9 protein-coding genes and 1 tRNA gene are annotated in these 21,665 nt (G+C 38.7%); 4 read left to right on the top strand and 6 right to left on the bottom strand.

Annotated features, from left to right (window positions below):
* Positions 1 to 53: 53 nt before the first annotated feature.
* The 4 genes from ACKXGU_RS02110 to ACKXGU_RS02095 all read right to left on the bottom strand — a co-directional run bounded on the left by ACKXGU_RS02110 (position 54) and on the right by ACKXGU_RS02095 (position 14,918).
* A complete protein-coding gene (locus tag ACKXGU_RS02110) occupies positions 54 to 7,292 on the bottom strand; it encodes an HYR domain-containing protein (RefSeq protein WP_463466435.1) in 7,239 nt (2,412 codons plus the stop codon).
* 689 nt (positions 7,293 to 7,981) lie between these two features.
* A complete protein-coding gene (locus ACKXGU_RS02105) occupies positions 7,982 to 8,758 on the bottom strand; it encodes a LuxR C-terminal-related transcriptional regulator (RefSeq protein WP_463466434.1) in 777 nt (258 codons plus the stop codon).
* Positions 8,759 to 8,892: 134 nt separating this feature from the next.
* Complete coding sequence (locus ACKXGU_RS02100) at positions 8,893 to 14,307, bottom strand: immunoglobulin-like domain-containing protein (RefSeq protein WP_463466433.1); 5,415 nt, start codon at positions 14,305 to 14,307, stop codon at positions 8,893 to 8,895.
* Positions 14,308 to 14,833: 526 nt separating this feature from the next.
* Positions 14,834 to 14,918, bottom strand: a tRNA-Ser gene (locus tag ACKXGU_RS02095).
* A 156-nt stretch (positions 14,919 to 15,074) separates the two neighbouring features.
* Here ACKXGU_RS02095 and ACKXGU_RS02090 point away from each other — a divergent pair.
* Genes ACKXGU_RS02090 through ACKXGU_RS02080 form a run of 3 tightly spaced genes read left to right on the top strand, consistent with a single transcriptional unit; the run spans position 15,075 to position 19,952 of the window.
* Positions 15,075 to 15,704, top strand: coding sequence for an NAD(P)H-dependent oxidoreductase (locus tag ACKXGU_RS02090; RefSeq protein WP_463466432.1), 630 nt, complete (start codon positions 15,075 to 15,077; stop codon positions 15,702 to 15,704).
* Positions 15,705 to 15,715: 11 nt separating this feature from the next.
* Positions 15,716 to 16,912, top strand: coding sequence for a DegT/DnrJ/EryC1/StrS family aminotransferase (locus ACKXGU_RS02085; protein WP_463466431.1), 1,197 nt, complete (start codon positions 15,716 to 15,718; stop codon positions 16,910 to 16,912).
* A gap of 46 nt (positions 16,913 to 16,958) precedes the next feature.
* Entirely contained in the window at positions 16,959 to 19,952 is a 2,994-nt protein-coding gene (locus tag ACKXGU_RS02080; RefSeq protein WP_463466430.1) for a CHAT domain-containing protein, read from the top strand.
* On the opposite strand, the gene ACKXGU_RS02075 is transcribed toward ACKXGU_RS02080, so the two are convergent.
* Together ACKXGU_RS02075 and ACKXGU_RS02070 are read right to left on the bottom strand one after the other, a co-directional pair.
* Positions 19,935 to 20,651, bottom strand: coding sequence for a tetratricopeptide repeat protein (locus tag ACKXGU_RS02075; protein ID WP_463466429.1), 717 nt, complete (start codon positions 20,649 to 20,651; stop codon positions 19,935 to 19,937). The genes ACKXGU_RS02080 and ACKXGU_RS02075 overlap by 18 nt on opposite strands.
* Complete coding sequence (locus tag ACKXGU_RS02070; protein WP_463466428.1) at positions 20,644 to 21,210, bottom strand: RNA polymerase sigma factor; 567 nt, start codon at positions 21,208 to 21,210, stop codon at positions 20,644 to 20,646. The genes ACKXGU_RS02075 and ACKXGU_RS02070 overlap by 8 nt, the downstream gene beginning before the upstream one ends.
* A gap of 169 nt (positions 21,211 to 21,379) precedes the next feature.
* On the opposite strand from ACKXGU_RS02070, the gene ACKXGU_RS02065 reads away from it, so the two are divergent.
* Complete coding sequence (locus tag ACKXGU_RS02065; protein ID WP_463466427.1) at positions 21,380 to 21,658, top strand: hypothetical protein; 279 nt, start codon at positions 21,380 to 21,382, stop codon at positions 21,656 to 21,658.
* Positions 21,659 to 21,665 lie beyond the last annotated feature (7 nt).

Below are 21,665 nucleotides of genomic sequence, written 5' to 3'. Positions count from 1 at the left end.
AATAATATCGATTTAATTAATATTCTTTAAGTTGTTTATAAATAATTTAAGAGTTAATATCGTACCAGTCTGACCGACTTGGTGATACCGCTTTGGGTCACTTTCACGATGTACACGCCACCGTCGAGTTTATCACCGAACACGTGTGTACCGTCATATCCAAAGTCTCCTTTGTGAACAAGCCTGTTGTTCATGTCGTATACTTTGATATCAACATTCTCGGTACTCACAGCCGTTTTCAGCTTCAGGTTGAAGTTGCCCTTGGATGGGTTCGGCCATGCGGTCACTTCCATGTCGATGCCCAGACGCAGGTCACTGCTGTCGGTTACATCACCACCGGATACTGGTTGGTCAACAGGACATGGATCGCAGAGATCATCAGCATTCCAGACGGTATTTTTGTTACCATGCACACGATTAGCAATAAACAGACCCGTCATATAGGTAGGCGCGCCATTCTGGTCACCTTTCACCAATAATTCATGGAAATAAGCATGAATACTAGCCCGTACATAAGAACCTTTCTCAATCTGTACATCCTGGTTCACATAGAACACCACCTTGTTCGGATCGTCCGCATTGATGGTACCGTTCTGTGCCAGCATGAACTTCTCGTTGATAAAGACATTGGCACAGTTTTCAAACTCGATGGAAGCCCCATCAAAGGTATTCAACTCGTTGATGTACACATTAGATTGTGTAAATATCACTGTTGCATTCTGCTTCACGGTCACCACGTCATAGACACTGCCATTGAGGGTCTGTGTCTGGTTGTTGTTCACGGTCGCATCCGGACTACCGGCATTTGAAAGTGTGTTGTATACAAACGCAGGGATTGTTGGGTTAGCAGGTGCAAACACCTGACTGCCAATGGTACTGCCCTGATTCAAGTCAAAGCTGACCGCCTGTCCAAAGTCGACCACCGTGGTGGCTTGGTGCAATCTGATATTACCAATATTTGGATCCATGGCACCCACGGCACCAGTTTGTACTAAATTATTGCCATGCAAGTAAACATCCTCTTCCGCCAATATGGTATAGGCCGCCACAAGCGCACCAGCATCAAAGCCAGTCACCTCAAATTCAGCATAAGCTGTACAGTTGGTAGCCGATGTTACTAGGACACCATAGATACCGTTGGCACCCACTTCAATGGAAGCTGTTTCCTCACCGGAGTTCCATAAGTATTCCACAGCCTCATCACTGTTGGCCGTTAAGACCACTACAGCACCCTGGCAGAATTCTGGAAGCTCACTTTGAGAAATAGTCACCTCTGGGAAGCTACCATCCACTGTTACGGTAGCCGTACAGGTAGATGAGTTGCCATAATCATCCGTTACCGTTAAAGTAACCGTATTGTCACCTTCTTCGGCACAAGTGAACGTATCAGGAGATACACTATATGTTAAATCGGTATCGCAGTTATCCGTACTGCCATCAGCAATGGCATCAATATCACTTTGTGATAGGGTATAAGTGCCATCCGCATTGAGATATATAGAGATATCGTTACAGACCGCAATTGGGTTAACCATATCTTCCACAGTTACCACAGCCGTTTCACTGGCCGCATTACCATGGATATCTGTAACGGTTAGGGTCACCGTATTCTCTCCAATATTAGAGCAATCAAAACTGTTTGGTGTCACCGCATAGCTTTCAATACCACAGGCATCGGTAGAACCACCATCGACATCAAGCGCTTCAATGGAAGCATTACCCTGATCATCCAACTGAACCGTAATGTTCTGTGTCACCACCGTAGGTGCCACATTATCTTCTATAGTGACTGTGGCACTACAGGTAGCGGTATTACCATTAACATCTGTTACCGTTAATACCACTGGGTTGGCCCCAATGTTCGAACAATCAAACTCGGTTACATTCAATTCCAGGGTAGCAATACCACAAACGTCGGTAGAACCGTTATCCACTTGGGAAGGTGCTACAGTAGCCGTACCATCAATACCCAGTTGTACGGTAATATCCTGACAGGCAGGAACCGGTGGAACCAGATCCACAACGGTAACATTACCCTCACAGGTAGACACATTACCACTGGTATCGGTTACGGTCAGTATCACGTTATTGGCCAGATCGGTAATCTCAATATCATGAGCCCCTAGGTTACCATAGGTACCTTGAGGGAACTGTGTCCATTCACTTGATAAATTGGCCACAAAGGCGTTGATATTACCTTGAAGCACATCTACATTTCTAACAAGTGTTGTACCAGCAGTACTGACACCACCAGAAGACCATCCCGTTCCTGGGTTGTTACCAATGACACCCACAACGTCAACCGCATTGCCATCCTTGACAAGGGCCACGGCATCGTTACCATCAAAGGCAAAACCATCGATCTGGTCAGCCTGTGAGGCACCATCATTATTACCAAAGCACAGGACATACACATCACGGTCGGCTATGCTGCCCAATAAAGGCACTTCATATAAAGCCGTGGTACCACCATCGGCATAGACGCGCAGCACGTAGTTGTCACCATATAGGTTAACCGTATTACCGGTACCGTTAAAAATCTCAATACAATCATTGTCACCAGCACCATCTACATATTCGGAGATGATCAGGCCATCCAGGTCACCACCAATATCTGAACAATCAAAATCCAATTGTGACAGTTCAATACTTGCAATCTCACAGTTATCCGTGGAATCACCATTAATATCTTCTTCAGAGATACTACCGTTACCAAACTCATCCAATTGCACTTGTAGGCTCAAGCAGTTGACTACTGGAGCTTCATTATCTTCAACGGTCACCTCGGTTGTACACGTCACAACCTGGCCATTACCATCATCCACAGTCCAGGTCACTAGGGTAGTACCTTGTTGGAATATGGCTCCAGCAAGGGAAGCATCGTTATTATAATCGTTGGTAATGCTACCGGACGCACAGTTATCGGTAAAGGTGGCATCCAGTTCAGATCCCACTACGGTATAATCGCAAACACCTGGATCGGTATCAAAAGTGGTATTTGGTACACAGGTGATCTCTGGTGCGATGTTGTCCTGAACAGTCACGATCGCTGTACAGGTTGATTGGTTGCCATTACCATCGCCTATCAATAAGGTAACCATGTTGGTTCCAATATTTGAACAATCAAAACTGTTGGGTGTCACAGATAACGGATTGGTAAAACCACAATTGTCAAACGAACCACCATCTACCTCACTAGGTGCTATACTGGCTTGTCCGTTGTGGTCAAGGGCGATAGTAATATTTTGACATACGGCAGTAGGTGGTATGATATCATCTACTTCTACGTCAGTCACACAGGTACTACTATTTCCATGAATATCGATTACGGTTAAGGCAACAGGAATCAATTGCCCTTCTTGGCTACAATCAAAATTAGATGGGTTCACTGAAATACTTGCAATACCGCAATTGTCGGTTGAACCGCCATCCAGATCTTCAACCGCTAGGGTACCAATACCATTGTCATCCAATAGAACAACAACACCCTGCTGACAAATAGCCAAAGGCGCTTCCGTATCATTCACCACTACATCAAACTCACAACTAGTACTTCCCACAGCATTAGTAGCTGTTGCCGTCACAGTAGTAGTACCCACAGGGAAGAAATCCCCTGGCTGGTGACTATACGTAATCGTTGAAGCAGGAATACCTACGGCATCAGTAGCTTCAAAACTCACCAAAGCACCACATTGCCCGATATCGTTACTCACCGTTATGGTGTTAGGACACACTATTTCAGGAGCCACACCAACAACCGTCACCACAAAGGAGCATTGTGTGCTGTTACCACTTACATCGGTTACTTCGTATGTTACTGTCGTATCTCCAATAGGGAAGGTGGAACCACTTTCCAAGCCTGCTATTAAGGTGGTGGTTGGTGTACAGTTATCTGTTCCAACAGGAGCGGTATAGGTTACTTCAGTACCAGCAGCACTGGTAGCAATTGTATTGATATTGGGAGGGCAAGTTATGTTTGGAGCAATATTATCTATAACCGTGACATTGGCTGTACAGGTAGATATATTGCCATTGTTATCTGTTACATTTAAATTAATGTTATTATCACCTAAATTGTCACAATTAAAATTAATTACATTAGATTCAACTTGTGTTATAGAATTAATATTAAAAAATATACCCTGGTATGGCGAAAAAGAACCTTCATTATAATCATAACCACCAAATCTTACACTACTTTGATCACCATCTAATAAATTCAAATCGGGAGCAATTGTAGGAAGTTGATCATTAAAAATTGCATCACCGTCATATGTAAATCGATGTATTCTTCCAAAATCCCATGTGAGACCGGCAAAAACCCCTGTTAATAAAGTAGGATTGCTATCCATTCTTACAGAATACTCATCTACTGTTCCACCCCCACTAGAATTATTGTTTATAAAGAAATTAGCATTAGAAGCTTCTATTACAGAACTATCTTCAAATTCCAAATGAAGTAAAACAGGACTATACCAACCATTAAAAGTATTACTAGTGTTTTGATCTGTTAGGTTAGGATCATAACTGTAATAACCAGTTATTTGAGAACCATTTGTTATTGAAGTAAATTCAGAGCTTGTTACCGTGGCAGTAAAATTAAAAGTTAACAAACCATTATTGGAGGTACCATTTACAAACGATAAATCAGAAATACCACAGTTATCACTGGCACCTCCATTAATATCAGACACATCAATGCTAGTTTGGCCATTTTCATCTAATGCTATGGTAATATCCTGACAGCTCACTACAGGAGCTTCCGTATCATTCACCACAATATCAAACGTACAGATACTGGTTCCTACCGCATTGGTTGCTGTAGCTGTTACGGTAGTAGTCCCCACTGGGAAGAAATCTCCTGATTGATAATCATAGGTAATGGTCGATGCAGGAATACCCACAATGTCCGTGGCTTCAAAGGTCACCACAGCACCACATTGTCCAGCATCGTTACTCACAGTAATCGTAGCCGGACACACTATTTCAGGTGCCACACCTACAACCGTCACCACAAAGGAGCATTGCGCACTATTCCCTGATGTATCGGTCACTTCATAAGCCACAACCGTATCACCAATAGGGAAAGTATCTCCACTGGCCAAGCCACCAATCATAGAGGTCGTAGCTCCGGTACAGTTATCCGTTCCAACAGGAGCGGTATAGCTTACAACAGCACCAGCCGCACTGGTGGCAATGGCATTGATGTTTGCTGGGCATACCAGTGTTGGTAGCTCCTGCTCATAGGCAGGTGAACTAAATATATTGGATTCTAAATTACAGGTCGTAACAACGATATCCGCTGCACAGGCATTATTTAAATTAGGTACCGTAACAGTGATACTGTTAAAACTTTCTGAACTTATGGGCGCATCAAAACCATTGATAGTGACGCTATTTTGACCAGGATTAAAGTTTATTCCTTCTAGGGTCAAACTAGCTCCAGGTACAACAGGGCTTGGGTTAATACTGACGATACTAGGCGGAAAAACTTCAAACGCAATGGATTCGGAACTGGTTCCGCAAGCAGTGGTAACAACAATCGAACCACTGCATAGCCCAGCAGGAGCAGTTACCGTAATAGAATTGAAACCTTCATTCTGAATATTAGTACCTGGCACACCGTTAAAACTAACCGTATTGTTTGAAGCACTAAAACCAGATCCGTTTATAACCACTTCTACACCGCCTTCATAAGGTAATGTGCTTGGGTTTACACTGGCAATAATAGGGCTTTCCATAGTGTAACTAAGACTATTGGAAACCTGTCCGCACGAGATAACTTCAATACTGCCTTCACATAAATCTGGAGGTGTCACAAATGTTAGGGTGTTGGAATCTAAAACGCTAACGTTCAATCCAGGTTGGCCACCAATGGTTACCGTACTGTTACTGTTAAAATCAGTCCCGTCAAGGGTAATTAATTGATTGCCCGCTGTCGATAGATCATTGGGCGTAAACACATTCAGGAATGGTGCATTAACCGTATAAGGAGAGCTGTTAGATGCCAGTCCGCAACCATTCGTTACAGTAACCATTCCTGAACAAATATCCAGTGGGGCAGTAACGGTTATACTGTTTACTGTTTGCGAAATAATAGGTGCCTCAATACCATCCATAGTAACCGTATTGTCAATATCGGTGAAGAAATTACCGGCAATAACGACCGTATCACCAGGGGAATAATTACTAGGTGATACAGTATAAATTATAGGGTTTGGTGAAATCACTTCTATTAATTGTGAACACACATCAGAATTTCCAGCATTGTCAGTAGCAGTCCAAGTAATATATGTCTGCCCAATAGGTAAAACTGCGCCAATTAACGTATTGGAATTATTATAATCGTTCACAACGCTAGCGCTACAATTATCTGTAAAAGGAATATCAAAATTAGTGTTCGTTATTGTAAGGGTACAGGCGCCATAATCAGTAACAATATTTGTAAAATTAGTACACTCTATCTCTGGCGCTTCCGTATCTTCTACCACCACATCAAACTCACAACTAGTACTTCCCACAGCATTCGTAGCTGTTGCGGTCACAGTAGTAGTACCCACAGGGAAGAAATCGCCCGGTTGGTGACTATATGTAATCGTTGAAGCAGGAATACCTTCTGTATCTGTAGCTTCGAAAGATACTATTGCACCACATGATTCTGGTATATTTTCAACAAAAAAATCTGAAGGGCAGTTTATAACAGGCGGTACGTCATTATTTCTATAAGTAATTCTTAATATTTGGGTTCCATAACCACTTCCGCCAAAAAGATATCCGTTTCCAGATGTAATTCTACCACCAATGGTAATGTAATTCCCTGCTTGTGATTCTAATGCATTCAATGCCGTTTGATTTAAACTAAAATCTCTTCTATAACCAGCAGAGTTATTTACGCTGTATGACCCATATATAGGACCAGAACCTAAATCATTCCATATAGAAATACTACCTGAGGAATTTCTTACTGTATTATAGTTACTACTAACATTGAATAATGTATACGTCGCATTTGATGAAGATATTACTGAACTTGCAGAAATTACAGATAATTGCGCGCTTATTATTTCAACATTTTGAGGTAATGAATTTAAATTAAAAATAAAAAAGTTATGGTATACTCTACCGTTATATGGACCAACTAAATAATTGGTATTAGATGAATCATGATAGCCATTGTTTTGGTACCAACCAGTATGCCAATCACCTATTGTAATCGTGGTGGTTTGAGAAAATGTAATTTCAGTGCAAAAAGTAACTAGAGTAAAAACTACGAAAAAGTAAAAACGTCTCATAATAGTTGGTTTTAATTAATAGCATTACAATAACCAAGTAGCACACCCAACTAGGGGAAACGGTTTATAGGGAAGACAGAAGCAAAGGTTGGTATAAAACTACCAATTGCCAACAAACCAAAACATACCCAATACCGGGTATATTTTAAAAACAAAAAAGACCTGCGGTAAGATTTTTAAACCAAAACCAGCCAGGTCTTTAAGCATCATTTTCAAAAAAAGATTGATTAATAGCAATATAAAATTGCACGAAATGGTGGGTATATGCAATACTCAATTTGAGTATTTCGAGTAATTGTGGCTTTTATTCGATAAAACGCACCTTTTTTTTGTCATTGCGAGTAGTGAAAAACGAAGCAATCTCTAACATTCAACCCGTCACTTCGAGTGTCACGACCTTTAGAGTCGTAATGCCTGCCTGTCGGCAGACAGGTATAGAGAAGCGTTCAAATTATCCATTTGACATTCAGCCTGCGCAGACCTTGCGTCTGAAAAAATGTCTCGATGGCCGGTGTCTGAGGTGCCACATTGAGCTGTCCTGCATTGAGGTCCTCGAAATGTCGATATGCTCTCAAAGACACATAATTCATCAATAATAATAGTCACTTGTTATGCTGAATGGACGTTGAGGTTCTCGAAACGTATTCAGCATCTAATTCCAATACTTAAAAACAGAGCACGATCACAAATCACAAAGGCATCTTCCCCGCCTTCAACATCCCAATCAATTCTCCTGTTGAAGCAATATTTAGTTTTTTCAAAATATTACGTCTATGCGTATCCACCGTATTCGGACTAATGCTCAATTTATGCGCAATAGCTTTACTGGAGTGATTTAGTACCAATAACCTAATAATATCCCGTTCCCGATTACTAATACCATCGGATAGCAAACCTTGCGAAAAATTATTAAAATACTTGGTTTCATAAACGTTCTGCTCGTTCAAATACTTGGCGGTGGCCGTTATGGGAAGTTTGATACCAATATCCGCGTGTAAAACCGTATAATGGGCCAACCCAATAATAGGCTTCATTGCCGAGTCAAATTCCAGAGGCGTGGTATTTTGCACCACATTCACATAAACACCATCGGCATTTTTAATCCGGTAGTTCCAGGTATAACTCATGCGGTTGCGCTGCTCCTCTGATATTTCCGAAAGCGTAAAATCCATCAGGTGGTTCATGGCCTTCAACCATATTTCAATATCTTCCGGATGCATTCGGCTCCAAAAGTAGCGCATCCCTTTGGCTTTCAGTTCCTCGTGGTCCAGCCCCAAACAGGCATGCATGTTTTTACTAATATATTCAAAGCTTAATTCTTGGGTATTGGTCACACAAAAATAAGTCGAGCTATACGGCAAAAAGGCATCCAGCTCCATCATTTTAGTAATGTGTTCTTCCAATGAAGGCTTGTAATAAGAAATAAAAATATCCTTATAAACCTCCTTAATGTAGTCTGATTTCATGTGCTATTAAATGAATCGCATTTATTAAAGGTTTTTTAAAATAATATAGATTAAGTTACCAGTAAATAAAAAACCTATAAAACACACTTTTTTTCGTTAAAGCACATGTGACGTATGTGATTGAAAAGGTCTTACTAATCTTTAGAAACAACCACCTTTTTCGAAATAGTACCATCGGTACCAATAACCTTTATGATGTAGTTGCCTTCGGCCAGATTTTTAACAGGAATACGTAAGGCTGTTGATTGGTCCATATCACTGACATCCCAGGTCTGTACGTTTTGACCCAGCATATTAAACAAGGATACCCCTTCAATAAGTGAAGAATATGGGGTGTTGATATAAATAACCTCCGAATCGTTCAGGTAGTTGACATCCAAGGTATCCATATCGTTATCAACTGTTGACAAGATACTATCAGGAGTAAAGGCTATATAAAAGCGGTCCAGATAATTACCACCAGCCAGGGTATTACTGTAATTGGAATTATTGATAAGTGTAAAGGTTTCCAATAAGGCATCATAAACATACACGGTAATGTCTTCTTCAAAGTTTTCCAATCCACGTAATGAAATCTCAAATGTTCCCGTGTCTTCCAAGAATATACCTAAGAGATAGCGTTTAGTTATGTCAAAATCGCCAACACCTTGTATAATATAGGGTAGACCTTCAATCATCCATGACATATCGTTTGGTAAATCTTCAGTATTCAAGGCATCATAACCATAGTCTACGCCATCTGTTGCTTGGTTGTTAGGAACAAAGCCAATCATAATAGGTCTTAAAGCGCCTTCTGGTGTCGTAAAGTCTACGCGCACCCGTTGAATAGGCTGGTCTTCTGGTCGGTTTTGAGCATGGTTTTGGTTTCGCATAAACACCGACCCGTTATCCAAGGCACCGGTTACAGCTTCCTTAACAAACGTACGCTGATCATTGTTGAAAACCACATCGCCACCAGAACTATTACCGCGTACGTTGAACCCTTGTGCAATGGGGATGTAGCGTTCCGGAATTTTTGACGGTGTCCCCAAACCACTTATTTCTGGCGGTGAAATTGCAGGATTGCCACCAGTTAAATTATAGGCAGCAAAACCACCTTGGTACTCAACCGTAATATGGGTATTATTGGATACATAATGTTCCCAGAAATAGAGGGTTCCCAATGTACTGGAACTATTATCATTGATAAAGGCATGTGCATCAATAGCCGATGGATAAGGATTGGACACCAAAGCTTCATAGTCTGCTGTAATGGGTGATAAGTAAGTGCCGTTATTAGGTTGACCAACAAAGGTGTAGTTCTGCTCTGGATCAGTCGTGCCGCTACCTTTCATTAAAAAGCCAAGTGGTACGGCAACTGATGATGTTTGATTGATTCGTACCCAATCGGCATAGGAATTTACCGGATAATTCTCATAAATATACAACCAGCGACTACTCATGGTCACTGGCGTGGTACTGCCAATGCCATCATAACCGGTGGTCCATTGCACGGGTTGGGAACCATCATAGAGACTGCCACCTACAGTATAGGAAAGCCCGTCAGTACTTACTGGAGAGCCCCAATAATTATAATTATAAACATTGTTGGTACCCTGCTGGTCACGGTGTAAAGCACCCGTTCCGGTGTAGTCAACCACACTACCAACATCCTGTAGCAGCTGCGATTCACCAACCAGTTTTAGAACCGTACTGGCACCATCAATCATCAGATAGTCGGTTACACGCAGACTTTGTCCATCAGTCGGATCGGTATTTTCAATGCGTAGGGTATTAGCATTTACTTCGAGTCCCAGAACCGTTAAATTGTTGTTACCTGAAGAAATATTATGTGAGGATCTGACAATATTCCAATCGATGACTGTACTGCCATCAACACCCATACTGTTTGGTATTGCTTGCGAATTACCATAAAGCCAGGTATTGTTGTTGGTCCAGTCCCCATCACTCACTGATTGATAGGGCAGTGGCGCTGTTTCCGGTTGCAGGGTAGTCATATAACGTAATACCCCATTAATACCGGTTAGACTATTGGAAACCAGATTACCACCGGATAAATCGGTGTTTTGGTTCATTTGATAATACCCATTTAAGTCGTTCCAATTCAATCCAATAATATCCAAAGGCACCACCGAGCCTCTGACGACCCCCGAATTGTCTTCAATTTCTTGATTCATCATCTTACGGATTTGGTCTTCTGTCAGAGCAACATCCCAAATACGTAATTCATCTAAACCACCATCAAAATAATTTTCAGGTAAAAAAGGTGCATTGAGGGTCTGATCCATAGCGCCTGCTATACAATCGACCGTATTGTCAATGGGCTCATTGGTATCCGAAGTACTATTAATAAAGACACCATCAATATAGAGTTTATAATCAGCTCCATCATAGGTCACTGCAATATGGTACCAACGATCATTGATGATTTGTATTGCTCCTGATGATACCGATTGGCCATTATTCCAATGAAAGGATATGGCATTATTGACCAGTCGTAAATCATAACCATCTACAAGATTAGTAGCTTCGCGTTTGGAGAATATGGTTTGAATATCCGAATTTTGGGTGTCTGATTTCATCCACACTTCAATCGTGAAGGCACTGCCTAAATTATAGTTATCACGAAAGGTAATATTGTCATCGACACCATCAAAATCCAAGGCATTACAGCCTATCATAGTTACTGTTAGACTATCACTGGTATCCACACAGGGATCAGGATTGTCAATACTCCAGGTAAGGGTATAGGTTTCACCAATATCTCCTGTAAAATCAGATGTTGGACTATTGACATCTGAAAATGAAAAGCCACTAGTTTGCCCAGAAGTTACGGACCAAGTTCCAACGGCTCCAACGCCATTCACTGCACTACCACTTAAAGTAATGGTGGTATCAACACAAACCGTATTAGTAACATCGGCACCAGCATCGGCAGGTGCATTAAAATCATTAACGGTTATGGTAATTGTATTACTGGTAACGGGTACAGCACAAACTGAAATATTGGATGTCATGATGACGGTTACCACATCACCATCATTAAAAGTACTGCTTGTGAACGTATCAGTAACTTCTCCAGGCACGTCAATACCATTTATTTGCCATTGATAAGTTGGGTTGCTGCCACCATCAACAGGCGTTGCCGTTACTGTGATTTCTTGATTTAAGCATATGGTAGTAATTGGTGTTGCAATGTTCACAGAAGCATTCTCGGCTAAATCGGTTATGGTAACGGTTGCATCACAACTGGATGTATTTCCATTGGAGTCTGTTGCTGTAAGCGTAACCGTATTGTTACCTATATCACTACAATCAAAAGTATCTTGAGATAGGGATAAGGTGAAACTACAATTATCGGATGTTCCATTATCCACATCACTAGGCAACAAAGTTGCTAGTCCCGATACTGGATCTAGCTGCACACTAACATCTTGACAAACAACATTAGGCGACTCCATATCATTGACAGTAATTGAAAAGAAACAGGTATCTGAATTGCCATGTGAGTCTGTAACCGTATATTCTAAAATAGTGGTTCCAATGGGGAAGGCATCACCCGATGTTAATCCAGTTGCATCTGTTTGCGTAATGGTTTCTCCGGAACAGTTATCATTGGCAGTAACCGAATAGGTAACCACAGCCGAACATTGACCAGCATCATTATTAACCACCATATCAGCAGGGCAGGTAATGCTTGGTGAAGTGGTATCAACCACGGTTACAGTTCTGATGACTTCTATAGCAGCATTCCCTTCAGCATCCATAACATTATAGGTCACATTATAAGAGCCCACTGTACTGGTATCAACCGCTGATGCATCAATGATAATATCACTAGTATAATCAGTTCCAATACAGGGGTCAATAGCGGTTGCACCTAATTCCGTGTATGGCGTACAAGCTTCAATAATTTGAGGGTCATCACCAAGGAGTGTAATAATAGGTCCTGTGGTATCGACAACGGTTATGTTTCGTATAACTTCTAATCCTGGATTACCTTCGGCATCCATCACATTATAAGTTACTGTGTAACTGCCAGGCGTACTGGTATCGAGGGTTGAGGTATCATTAATGATATCAGCTGTATAATCAGTACCAAAGCACGGATCAATAGCTATAGCACCCAAATCGGTATAAACATCACAAGCTTCAATAATTTGAGGGTCATCACCAACCAAAGTGATTATAGGGCCACTGACATCAACCACGTTAACGGTTCTTATAATTTGCACGGCCGAATTGCCACTGGCATCCGTCACATTATAGGTAACCGTATAACTTCCAACCGTACTGGTATCCACAGCAGAATTATCAATCACCACACTTGCTGAAATATCTCCAAAACAAGGGTCAATGGCTGTGGCACCTAATTCGGTATATGTGGAACAATCGGCCACTGTTAATGGATTAGGGCCCACAAACGTTAGGGTAGGAGCTGTGGTATCCACAATAGTAATCGTTCTGATAACTTGGGTTTCCCCGCCATTCGCATTGGTGACTGTGTATGTAACCGGATAGGAGCCTACAGCGTCCATGTCAACAGCTGATGTATCAATAACAAGACTAGCTGAAATATCACCAAAACAGTTATCAATGGCGGTTGCGCCTAATTCAGTATAGGTGCTACACGCTTCAAAGGTTTGCGGATTTGCTCCATTTAGCGTGATTACAGGATCTTGAGAATTAACCACGGTCACATCAAAAGAGCATGTGGCTGTTCTACCTGCAGAATCTGTTGCCGTGTAGGTTACCGTTGTTGTGCCAATAGGATAGGTGTCACTGGCATCTGCTCCGCCCGCATTATAATCATTGGAAATGGAGACTACAGCGCAATTATCAGCTGGTACTGCTAACGGAATTGTCACATTAGCATTACATAGACCAGGATCGGTACTCGCAACAATATCTGAAGGGCAATTAATGGTTGGGTCTTCTTCATCGGTCACGGTAACATCTTGTGTACAAGAAACAGAATTTCCAGCCGCATCGGTTACCGTCCAGGTTACCGTTGTGGTACCTACAGGGAAAGCGCCACCAGCTGGAATACCTGTTGGAACAATAAACAGCCCTGAACAAGAATCGAAAGCGGATGGATAGACTCCAATGGCGTACATATTAACCACAGCTGTACACTCGCCCGGGTCATTGACGGTAACGATATCATCCTTACAAACGATAATGGGGTCTGTATAATCATTCACCGTAACATCAAAGCTGCATGATGCCGAGTTACCTGAAGCGTCTTCAATGTAATAGGTAACGGTGGTTGTTCCTGCTAAAAAGTCTTCAGCACTGGCATCGTTAATTCCAGTAGCTGCACTAGTAGCTGTTGTTGCACCGCTCAGGGTATATGTTTGAATGGCGATTGCTCCGCAAAAATCAGAAGTGGTTGGTGTCAAAGAGGGAACCTGTTGAGGGCAGCCCACAATAACATCAGCAGGGCAGGTAATGTCAGGCGGTGTCACATCTGGTGAACACTGACCAAAAGCCTCAAAAGACAAAACAAAACAAAATAGTATTGTTACAATGTAATTCTTGAACCCCACAGAATCAATAGTGTTAAATTTAAGAAGGTTAAAAGTACTCTATCCTAGTTGTATAAAAATCAGATGGATATAAGTTTAATATAAACATAACATTGAAATGGGTAATTAAAAATAGAGGGTATCCGTTTGTGTTTCAAATTAACTCGACAAACGGCATGTTTATCTTTTGAATAGCTAACAATTTCAGGGTTAGACTTTTAATTTAAAAAAAAACAGTCTAGGTTTTGGATTACATTTTTAATAAAAAAGGATTGTATATCCCACACTGGAAATAAAGGGCAAGCATAGAAGCAAAAAACCAGTTTGATTTGCTTGATTTTTGCTTCCACACATTATGAAATTTAAATTTCAATCTTTCTAAAAACAAAAAACCCACAACGAAAGTTGTGGATTTCCTTTTGCGGAGAAAGAGGGATTTTGTTCCAGCATCCCTCTTACAGCATTTTGCAAATGCTAAAGTCTTAAAAACAAAAAACCGCAGAGCATACTCTACGGTTTTTCTTATTTCAAGCCTTGCGCTTGTTTGCGGAGAAAGAGGGATTCGAACCCCCGGAGGTGTGACCCTCAACAGTTTTCAAGACTGCCGCATTCGACCACTCTGCCATTTCTCCTTGAGTGCCTCATTAGGTATTCCCTAAATGCGGATGCAAATATAGAACCCTTTTTCGTTTCTTTCAAATAAAAGCCTGAAATTTTTATACAAATTTTCCATTCCATTAGTTGAACCAAAACAGTATTCCTATTTTTGTCTTTACAAATTTGAACACATGAATGTTATTGATCATTTACAATGGCGTTATGCCACAAAAGCGTTTGATTCTTCAAAACTTATTAGTGATGAAAAACTTCAGGTCTTAACGGAAGCTTTTAATTTAACCGCGACTTCATATGGTTTGCAGCCCATAAAATTGGTTGTTTTTAGTGACAAAACGCTACAGACTCAATTGATTCCAGATACCATGAACCAAAAACAAATAGCTGAAGCATCCCATGTTTTGGTGTTTTGTATCGAAACTGCTATCGATGAAGATTTTGTGGTGGAATATTTTAATAGAGTTCATGATATTAGAAATACCCCCAAATCGATTTTAAAACCGTTTCAGGATTTTTTAATTTCAGATTTTGAAAAAAAACCACAAGCTTTAATTGAAGATTGGGCGACCAATCAGGCTTATTTGGCTATGGGTAATATATTGACTGTTTGCGCTTTGGAAGGCATTGATTCTTGTCCCATGGAAGGGTTTAAATCAGATCGTTATGATGAGGTTTTAGGGTTGAAAAAACGTGGTTTAAAATCGGTTTTATTATTGCCAATAGGTTATCGAGCTGATGATGATATGTTTGCAGATTTTAAAAAGGTTCGAAAGCCATTGAAAGATTCAATAATTACTTTATAAAAAAACCAGTTATGCCAGGATTTGAATTATTCGGAGATGCGGAACGTCAGGAATTACAGGATGTATTAGATAATGGTGTATTAATGCGTTATGGTTTTGACGGTATGCGCAAAGGTCATTGGAAGGCGAAGGCTCTCGAAGAAGCACTTCAGGAAACATTGAATGTGAAGCATGCCCAATTGGTATCCAGTGGCACTGCAGCAGTAACAGTCGCTTTGGCAGCTGCCGGAATTGGAGCTGGAGACGAGGTGATTATGCCAACGTTTACTTTTGTGGCAAGTTTTGAAGCGATTATGATGTTGGGTGCAATACCTATTTTAGTAGATGTTGATGATACTTTAACGTTAGACCCCAAAGCTGTAGAGGCTGCGATTTCATCTAAAACCAAAGCCATCATGCCTGTGCATATGTGTGGTAGTATGGCCAATTTGGATGCTTTACAAACCATTTGTAAAAAACATGACCTATTGTTAATAGAAGATTCGTCTCAGGCAACAGGTGCTACTTACAATGGGAAATCATTAGGTAGTATTGGTGATATTGGCTGTTTGTCACTTGATTTTGTAAAAATTATTACAGCTGGTGAAGGTGGTGCTGTTTTAACCAATAACGATAAATATTATATAAATTCTGATCATTATTCTGATCATGGCCACGACCACATAGGTCAAGATCGTGGTGCAGAAACCCATCCGTTTCTGGGTTATAATTTTCGAATCTCTGAATTGCATGCAGCTGTAGGCTTGGCCCAGTTAAGACGATTGGATGAGTTTGTGGCTATTCAACAGAAAAACTACAGCATCATTAGAGAAGCGTTATCTCAAATTCCTGAAGTGACATTTAGAAAAGTACCAGAAGGTGGTGTTGAAAGCTATTCCTTTTTAAGTTTTTTCTTGCCTGATTTGGAAACATCCAGAAAAGTTATTCGGGCTTTTGCAGAAAATGGCATTGATGCCTGTTGGAATTACTACGATAACAACTGGCATTACATTAGAAAGTGGGATCATCTTAAAGAATTAAAATCCCTTTATCCACTTTCAGCCGAAGTCAAAGCTGGATTGAAATATTTGGAAACCAAAACGTTTGAACAGTCTGATCACTTTATTGGTCGTAACATTTCCTGCTTAATTAAATTGTCTTGGACGGAAGAAGACGTTCTTGAACGTTCAAGGAAGATGGTTAAGGCTATTACTTCTGTTCTAAAATAGGTTTGTCTAAACTTTTTTATAACTTTAAGTTACGAACCAACTGCTAATGAATTACTTAAGGTTATTATTTTTTTGCTTACTGCCTTTATTTGGGGTTTCTCAAGAGAGTCGCTCTCCAACCAATACGGCAATCGCAGATTCATTGGATAAGATTGGTGAGTATGATGAATCCATAAAGTTTCGGAAATTAGCACTAGATGAACCGAATCATTCTACAAATTATAAAACATATTTAAAAGCTAAAGAGCTCTACACGAAATCGTGCATTTTAGAAACAAGAGGTGGAAGAAAGAATATATTGGAAGGTCTTGAAAAATCTCAAGAAGCTTATCGTTTGGTTGAAACTATTATTTCAGAGGATGACAGAAAGCTGTTCTTTAGACATTTAATTTTAAATAGAATTTATCATCAATATGGTTACACAGGGCAATGGCCAGAAACTTTAAAAGAGGCCCGGAAAGATTATGAAGTTCTGCGTGACACCTTTCCTGAACATCATATTAAGATTCTTCATATTTTGGATGATTTAGGTTTTATTAATAACAAATTAGAAAACCCTGAAAAATCCAATGAGTATTATGAACGCTCATTCAAGCTTTATAAAAAATATCACCCTAATGAGTTAAAGGAGGTATACATCAATAATCATAGGATTATCAGTAATTATAGAAAGTTAGGATTAAAGAACGAGGAATTTAAACTGTTGGAGGAATCAGAAAATTATTGGACAAATATTTATGGTGGAGAGGATGCTTTTTTTCAAAAATTCACCATTTACGGGGAATTAGCAAACTGGCATCTAAACTATGGAAATAAGGAGTTGGCTGAAAGTTACTTCTTGAAAAAAGAAACCCTATTTGATTCAGTTGCCAACTCAAGAAAGAAAACTGAAAAGATTACCTTAATTAAAAGGGAACGCGTGTTACTTAATGAGAGTTACATTAAGTTTTATTTAAAAAGTAAAGATTTTAATAAAGCTAAATCCTTAATTAAGGAAACTCATGAATTATTAAAAGACTCATTAGATAAGTATCGGTGGAATGTTGAAAGCAAAGCGAATTTGTTTTTAACAGAGTCTAGTCTTCCTGATCTTGAATTCAATACAGCTGACATCTTAATTAAAAAAGCTTTGTCCCTTATTGAAGCTAATAAAGAAAAGTATTATTTCAGTCCCATTCCTTATCAGATACAGTTGTTTCATTTGTATGCTAATCATAATAAAACGGAATCAGCTTTAGAAATTTTGAAATTGATTTTAGAAAGTGAAGAGCTTACGAATCATGACAGGCTTCAGTTATTATTCAAAAGGGCCATCTTATTAAAAAATGAAGCACATATTAAGGATGCATTTTTGTTGCTTTTAAAATCTCCAAATTCTTCCCTGGAATTAAAAAATTTAAATATTAAGGATTTACATGAGTATTATACATTCGAAATTTTGAATGGCATATTGGATATTGCCAATATATATCTTGATTGGCATCATACATCCCATAAAATGGAATATTTAGAAACTGCCAATAATCTTTTCATGTTGTCATCCCATTTTTTTGAACGAATCTATAAAGGAGATGCCTTCAACAATAATTTGTATGACAGCTTTAACGATATTCAACATGGATTGCTTCAATGCGCTTTATTAAATCCTTCAAGGAAAACCTTTGACACAACTTTGGAAGCTATCGAAAATAATAGTTCTCGATTAACTTGGTCAAAATTTATTTATGGTAGAAATGTTAAAGTAAATATTCCTGATAGTTTATTGCTAAAAGAACAAAAATTACAATCACTTATAAATTTTTACCAGATAGAATTGTATGAAAAAAGAAATTCTGAAGCTATAGATCTGGATAATTTGAAACTCCGCTTGACAGACTTAAATAATCAATTACGGAACCATCAAAAACACATAAGCAATAATTACATTCAATACGGTAATTCTAGAATTAACTTATTTGATATTCAGAATTTTAGAGAGCGTTTGAAACCTGACGAAGTAGCTGTAAAGTATATTGTCTCAAAGAATGATATTTACGCATTTGCCATTACTAAAGGCAATACGAAATTGGTGAAAATAATCAACAGTGAGAATTTCAATGAAACAATTGGGAATTTTAATGAATTGGTATCAACATTCAATTCAGAGGTCATTATTCCAAGCACTTTGAGAAAGTTGATTGAACCTTTAATCGAATCGGATAAAAAGCATGTTACAATAGTTAGTTCTGGAATGATGAGTTTGATTCCTTTTGAGGTCTTGCTGCCTAATTATTTTGAATCTGATATGGTCTTGAATTATGCAGGGAGTTTAAAATTGTATTATGAACAACTGGATACGAACCATATTAATAAAAAACTTAATGTGGGTATTTTTAAGGCTCAAAATGGCAATTCATTAAACAAAAAGGGGTTTTTACCAGAGTTGGATAAAGAGATTGAGGGTATTAAACATTTGGTTGATGCAACTGATTATTACATAAAAAATAGCGATGATTTTTTTAAACATGCCCAATCTCATAATGTTTTACACTTTGGTCTTCATACTAACATTGATGAGGAAATTCCTGAATTATCTGTATTAAATTTTGCTGAAAACGATATGTTAATTGGGTCATTATACAATACTTCATTACATGCCGATTTGGCTGTATTGAGTGCCTGTGACACCGGAAATGGACGTTATGTTAATGGAGAGGGTGTGCAGAGCATATCTAAAGCTTTTACATATGCTGGCGTACCTAGTACGGTTATGAGTCTTTGGAAAGTTGATGACAAAGCAACTGCTACATTGATGACCTCTTTTTATAAATATCTCAATGAAGGAAAATCTAAATCAGAAGCACTAAAATGGGCGAAGAAAGAATATTTGGCCTCCGACATTGATAGTGAATTAAAACACCCTTATTATTGGTCTGGCTTCATAGTATCTGGTAATGTTGAGCCATTTGAAGTTCACGAAAATCAAAGATGGTGGTTATCATTAATTGTTCTGCCAATTATTGCCTTGTTTTTTATTAGAAAATCAAAGTTTCGAAAGTAAATCCTTTGCTTTGTCGCAATTATAATTTGAGGTAGAAGAACGAATCTCTTCCAAAAGATTTTTGGCCTTACTTTTTTCATCAGACTTTAAATAGGAAAGCGCTAAATACCACTGACTTTTTCCAGCTAATTTATCTTGGAAACGTTGATGCTTGATAAAGATCTCTATGGCTCGTTGTGTTTCATCCATTTCCAAGTAGCAAATGGCCTCATAGAATAACAGTTCAGTATTTTTTGTAGTGTTGTAAAGATTTGCAAAAGCCATTTGAGCTTCATTATAGGCTTCGCGTTCATAGGCAACAAAAGCCTTGGAAATATCACTATTGGAATCATTATCTCTAACAATTGGGTAAGTTGTATTGGAAGCCACTTTATAATAATCAGCAAATAACCTATCAGGACTTTTAGATATTTGATTCCAGTAGATGCTAATAGAAACCAAAATTATAATTGATGCAGCTATGTAATACCAAAGCTTTGGTTTAGTTTTGTTTTCAGTGTTGCTTTTATTTTCAATATCTTTAAAAAATTGTTTCTGCTTATTGTATTCACTGTTGTAAATGGCCTTTTGTACATTAACTTCAAATTCTAACTGTTCTTTAAAGTCAGGGTCAGAATCCAATAATTCTTGAATAGCATTATTCTCGGATTCATTTAATTCATTACGAATGTATTTTGCTATTAATTCTTCCTTATTCATTTTTTAACTGCTCATTAATCAATTCTTTTAAATTCTTAAGACAACGTGATTTTTGACTTTTTACGGTATTATAATTACCATAGTTTAGATGCTGTTGAATTTCTTCCAAAGTAAAACCATTATAATAAAAAAGCTTCAACACGGTTTGGCATTGTTCACCTAACTTATCTAAACATTGTTTAATAAGTTTATTATTTTCAACATTACTTTCGTCATAAATATTATCAATTAATTTAATAGATAACTCCAATCTTTTATCATCTAGGTCTAGTGTTTCTAACTTAATTTCTTTTTTCAATTTTTTGAAAATCATATATTTTCCTATTGAAAATAAGTAAGTTTTAACGGAACAGTTTAAAGCTATTATTTTACCATTGGTCACATTTTCAACAAATGCAATAATAGCGTCTTGATATATATCCAATAATGCTTCTTCACTCAAATTATATTTTAATCCAAAATTGAGGAAAGCCAACCTATTATCTAAATAAATAGCTTCTAATATACTACTGTCGCCCTGTCTGATTTTGGTAAAAAGCTCTTCAGTATGTCTATTCATTTAGTTTAAAAAAAAGTAAAAGGTTAACCATGTGATTAAAAAAGTTATCTAAAAGTAAGAAAATTACTAAAAATTCAAGAATGATGTTAACCTTTTGTTTTTAAACACACTAAAGAGCGTATTCTGACAATTTATAAAATCAGAAAATCTAACCATCAAATACATCATTATGAAAACAAAATCCAAGTTTATTTATGCCCTATGCATCGTATTCATTGCACTAGTTTCATGTTCAGAGGATAGTCCATTACTTGAAAATGGAAATAACAATGACAACAACGGAAACAACAATAATAACAATGACGTAACCTATACCATTGCCGATTTACAAGGCACATGGCTTCGAACAGGTGGTAATCATACAGGTAACATCGGTATGATTGTGGAAGTAACTGAAAATGATGGGGTCATTGTTGATCCCATAGACTCTGGTTTTCGAGGTGGATGACGTCAAG

It is taken from the genome of Hanstruepera sp. CR43, from assembly GCF_055227665.1.
This window is presented reverse-complemented; position numbering and strand designations above follow the sequence as displayed.

Excerpts from the sequence above, each read along its gene's own strand:
- ACKXGU_RS02080 (WP_463466430.1), top strand. The coding sequence starts at position 16,959 with ATGAATTACTTAAGGTTATTATTTTTTTGCTTACTGCCTTTATTTGGG.
- ACKXGU_RS02110 (WP_463466435.1), bottom strand. The coding sequence starts at position 7,292 with ATGAGACGTTTTTACTTTTTCGTAGTTTTTACTCTAGTTACTTTTTGC.
- ACKXGU_RS02075 (WP_463466429.1), bottom strand. The coding sequence starts at position 20,651 with ATGAATAAGGAAGAATTAATAGCAAAATACATTCGTAATGAATTAAAT.
- ACKXGU_RS02105 (WP_463466434.1), bottom strand. The coding sequence starts at position 8,758 with ATGAAATCAGACTACATTAAGGAGGTTTATAAGGATATTTTTATTTCT.
- ACKXGU_RS02070 (WP_463466428.1), bottom strand. The coding sequence starts at position 21,210 with ATGAATAGACATACTGAAGAGCTTTTTACCAAAATCAGACAGGGCGAC.
- ACKXGU_RS02090 (WP_463466432.1), top strand. The coding sequence starts at position 15,075 with ATGAATGTTATTGATCATTTACAATGGCGTTATGCCACAAAAGCGTTT.
- ACKXGU_RS02065 (WP_463466427.1), top strand. The coding sequence starts at position 21,380 with ATGAAAACAAAATCCAAGTTTATTTATGCCCTATGCATCGTATTCATT.
- ACKXGU_RS02085 (WP_463466431.1), top strand. The coding sequence starts at position 15,716 with ATGCCAGGATTTGAATTATTCGGAGATGCGGAACGTCAGGAATTACAG.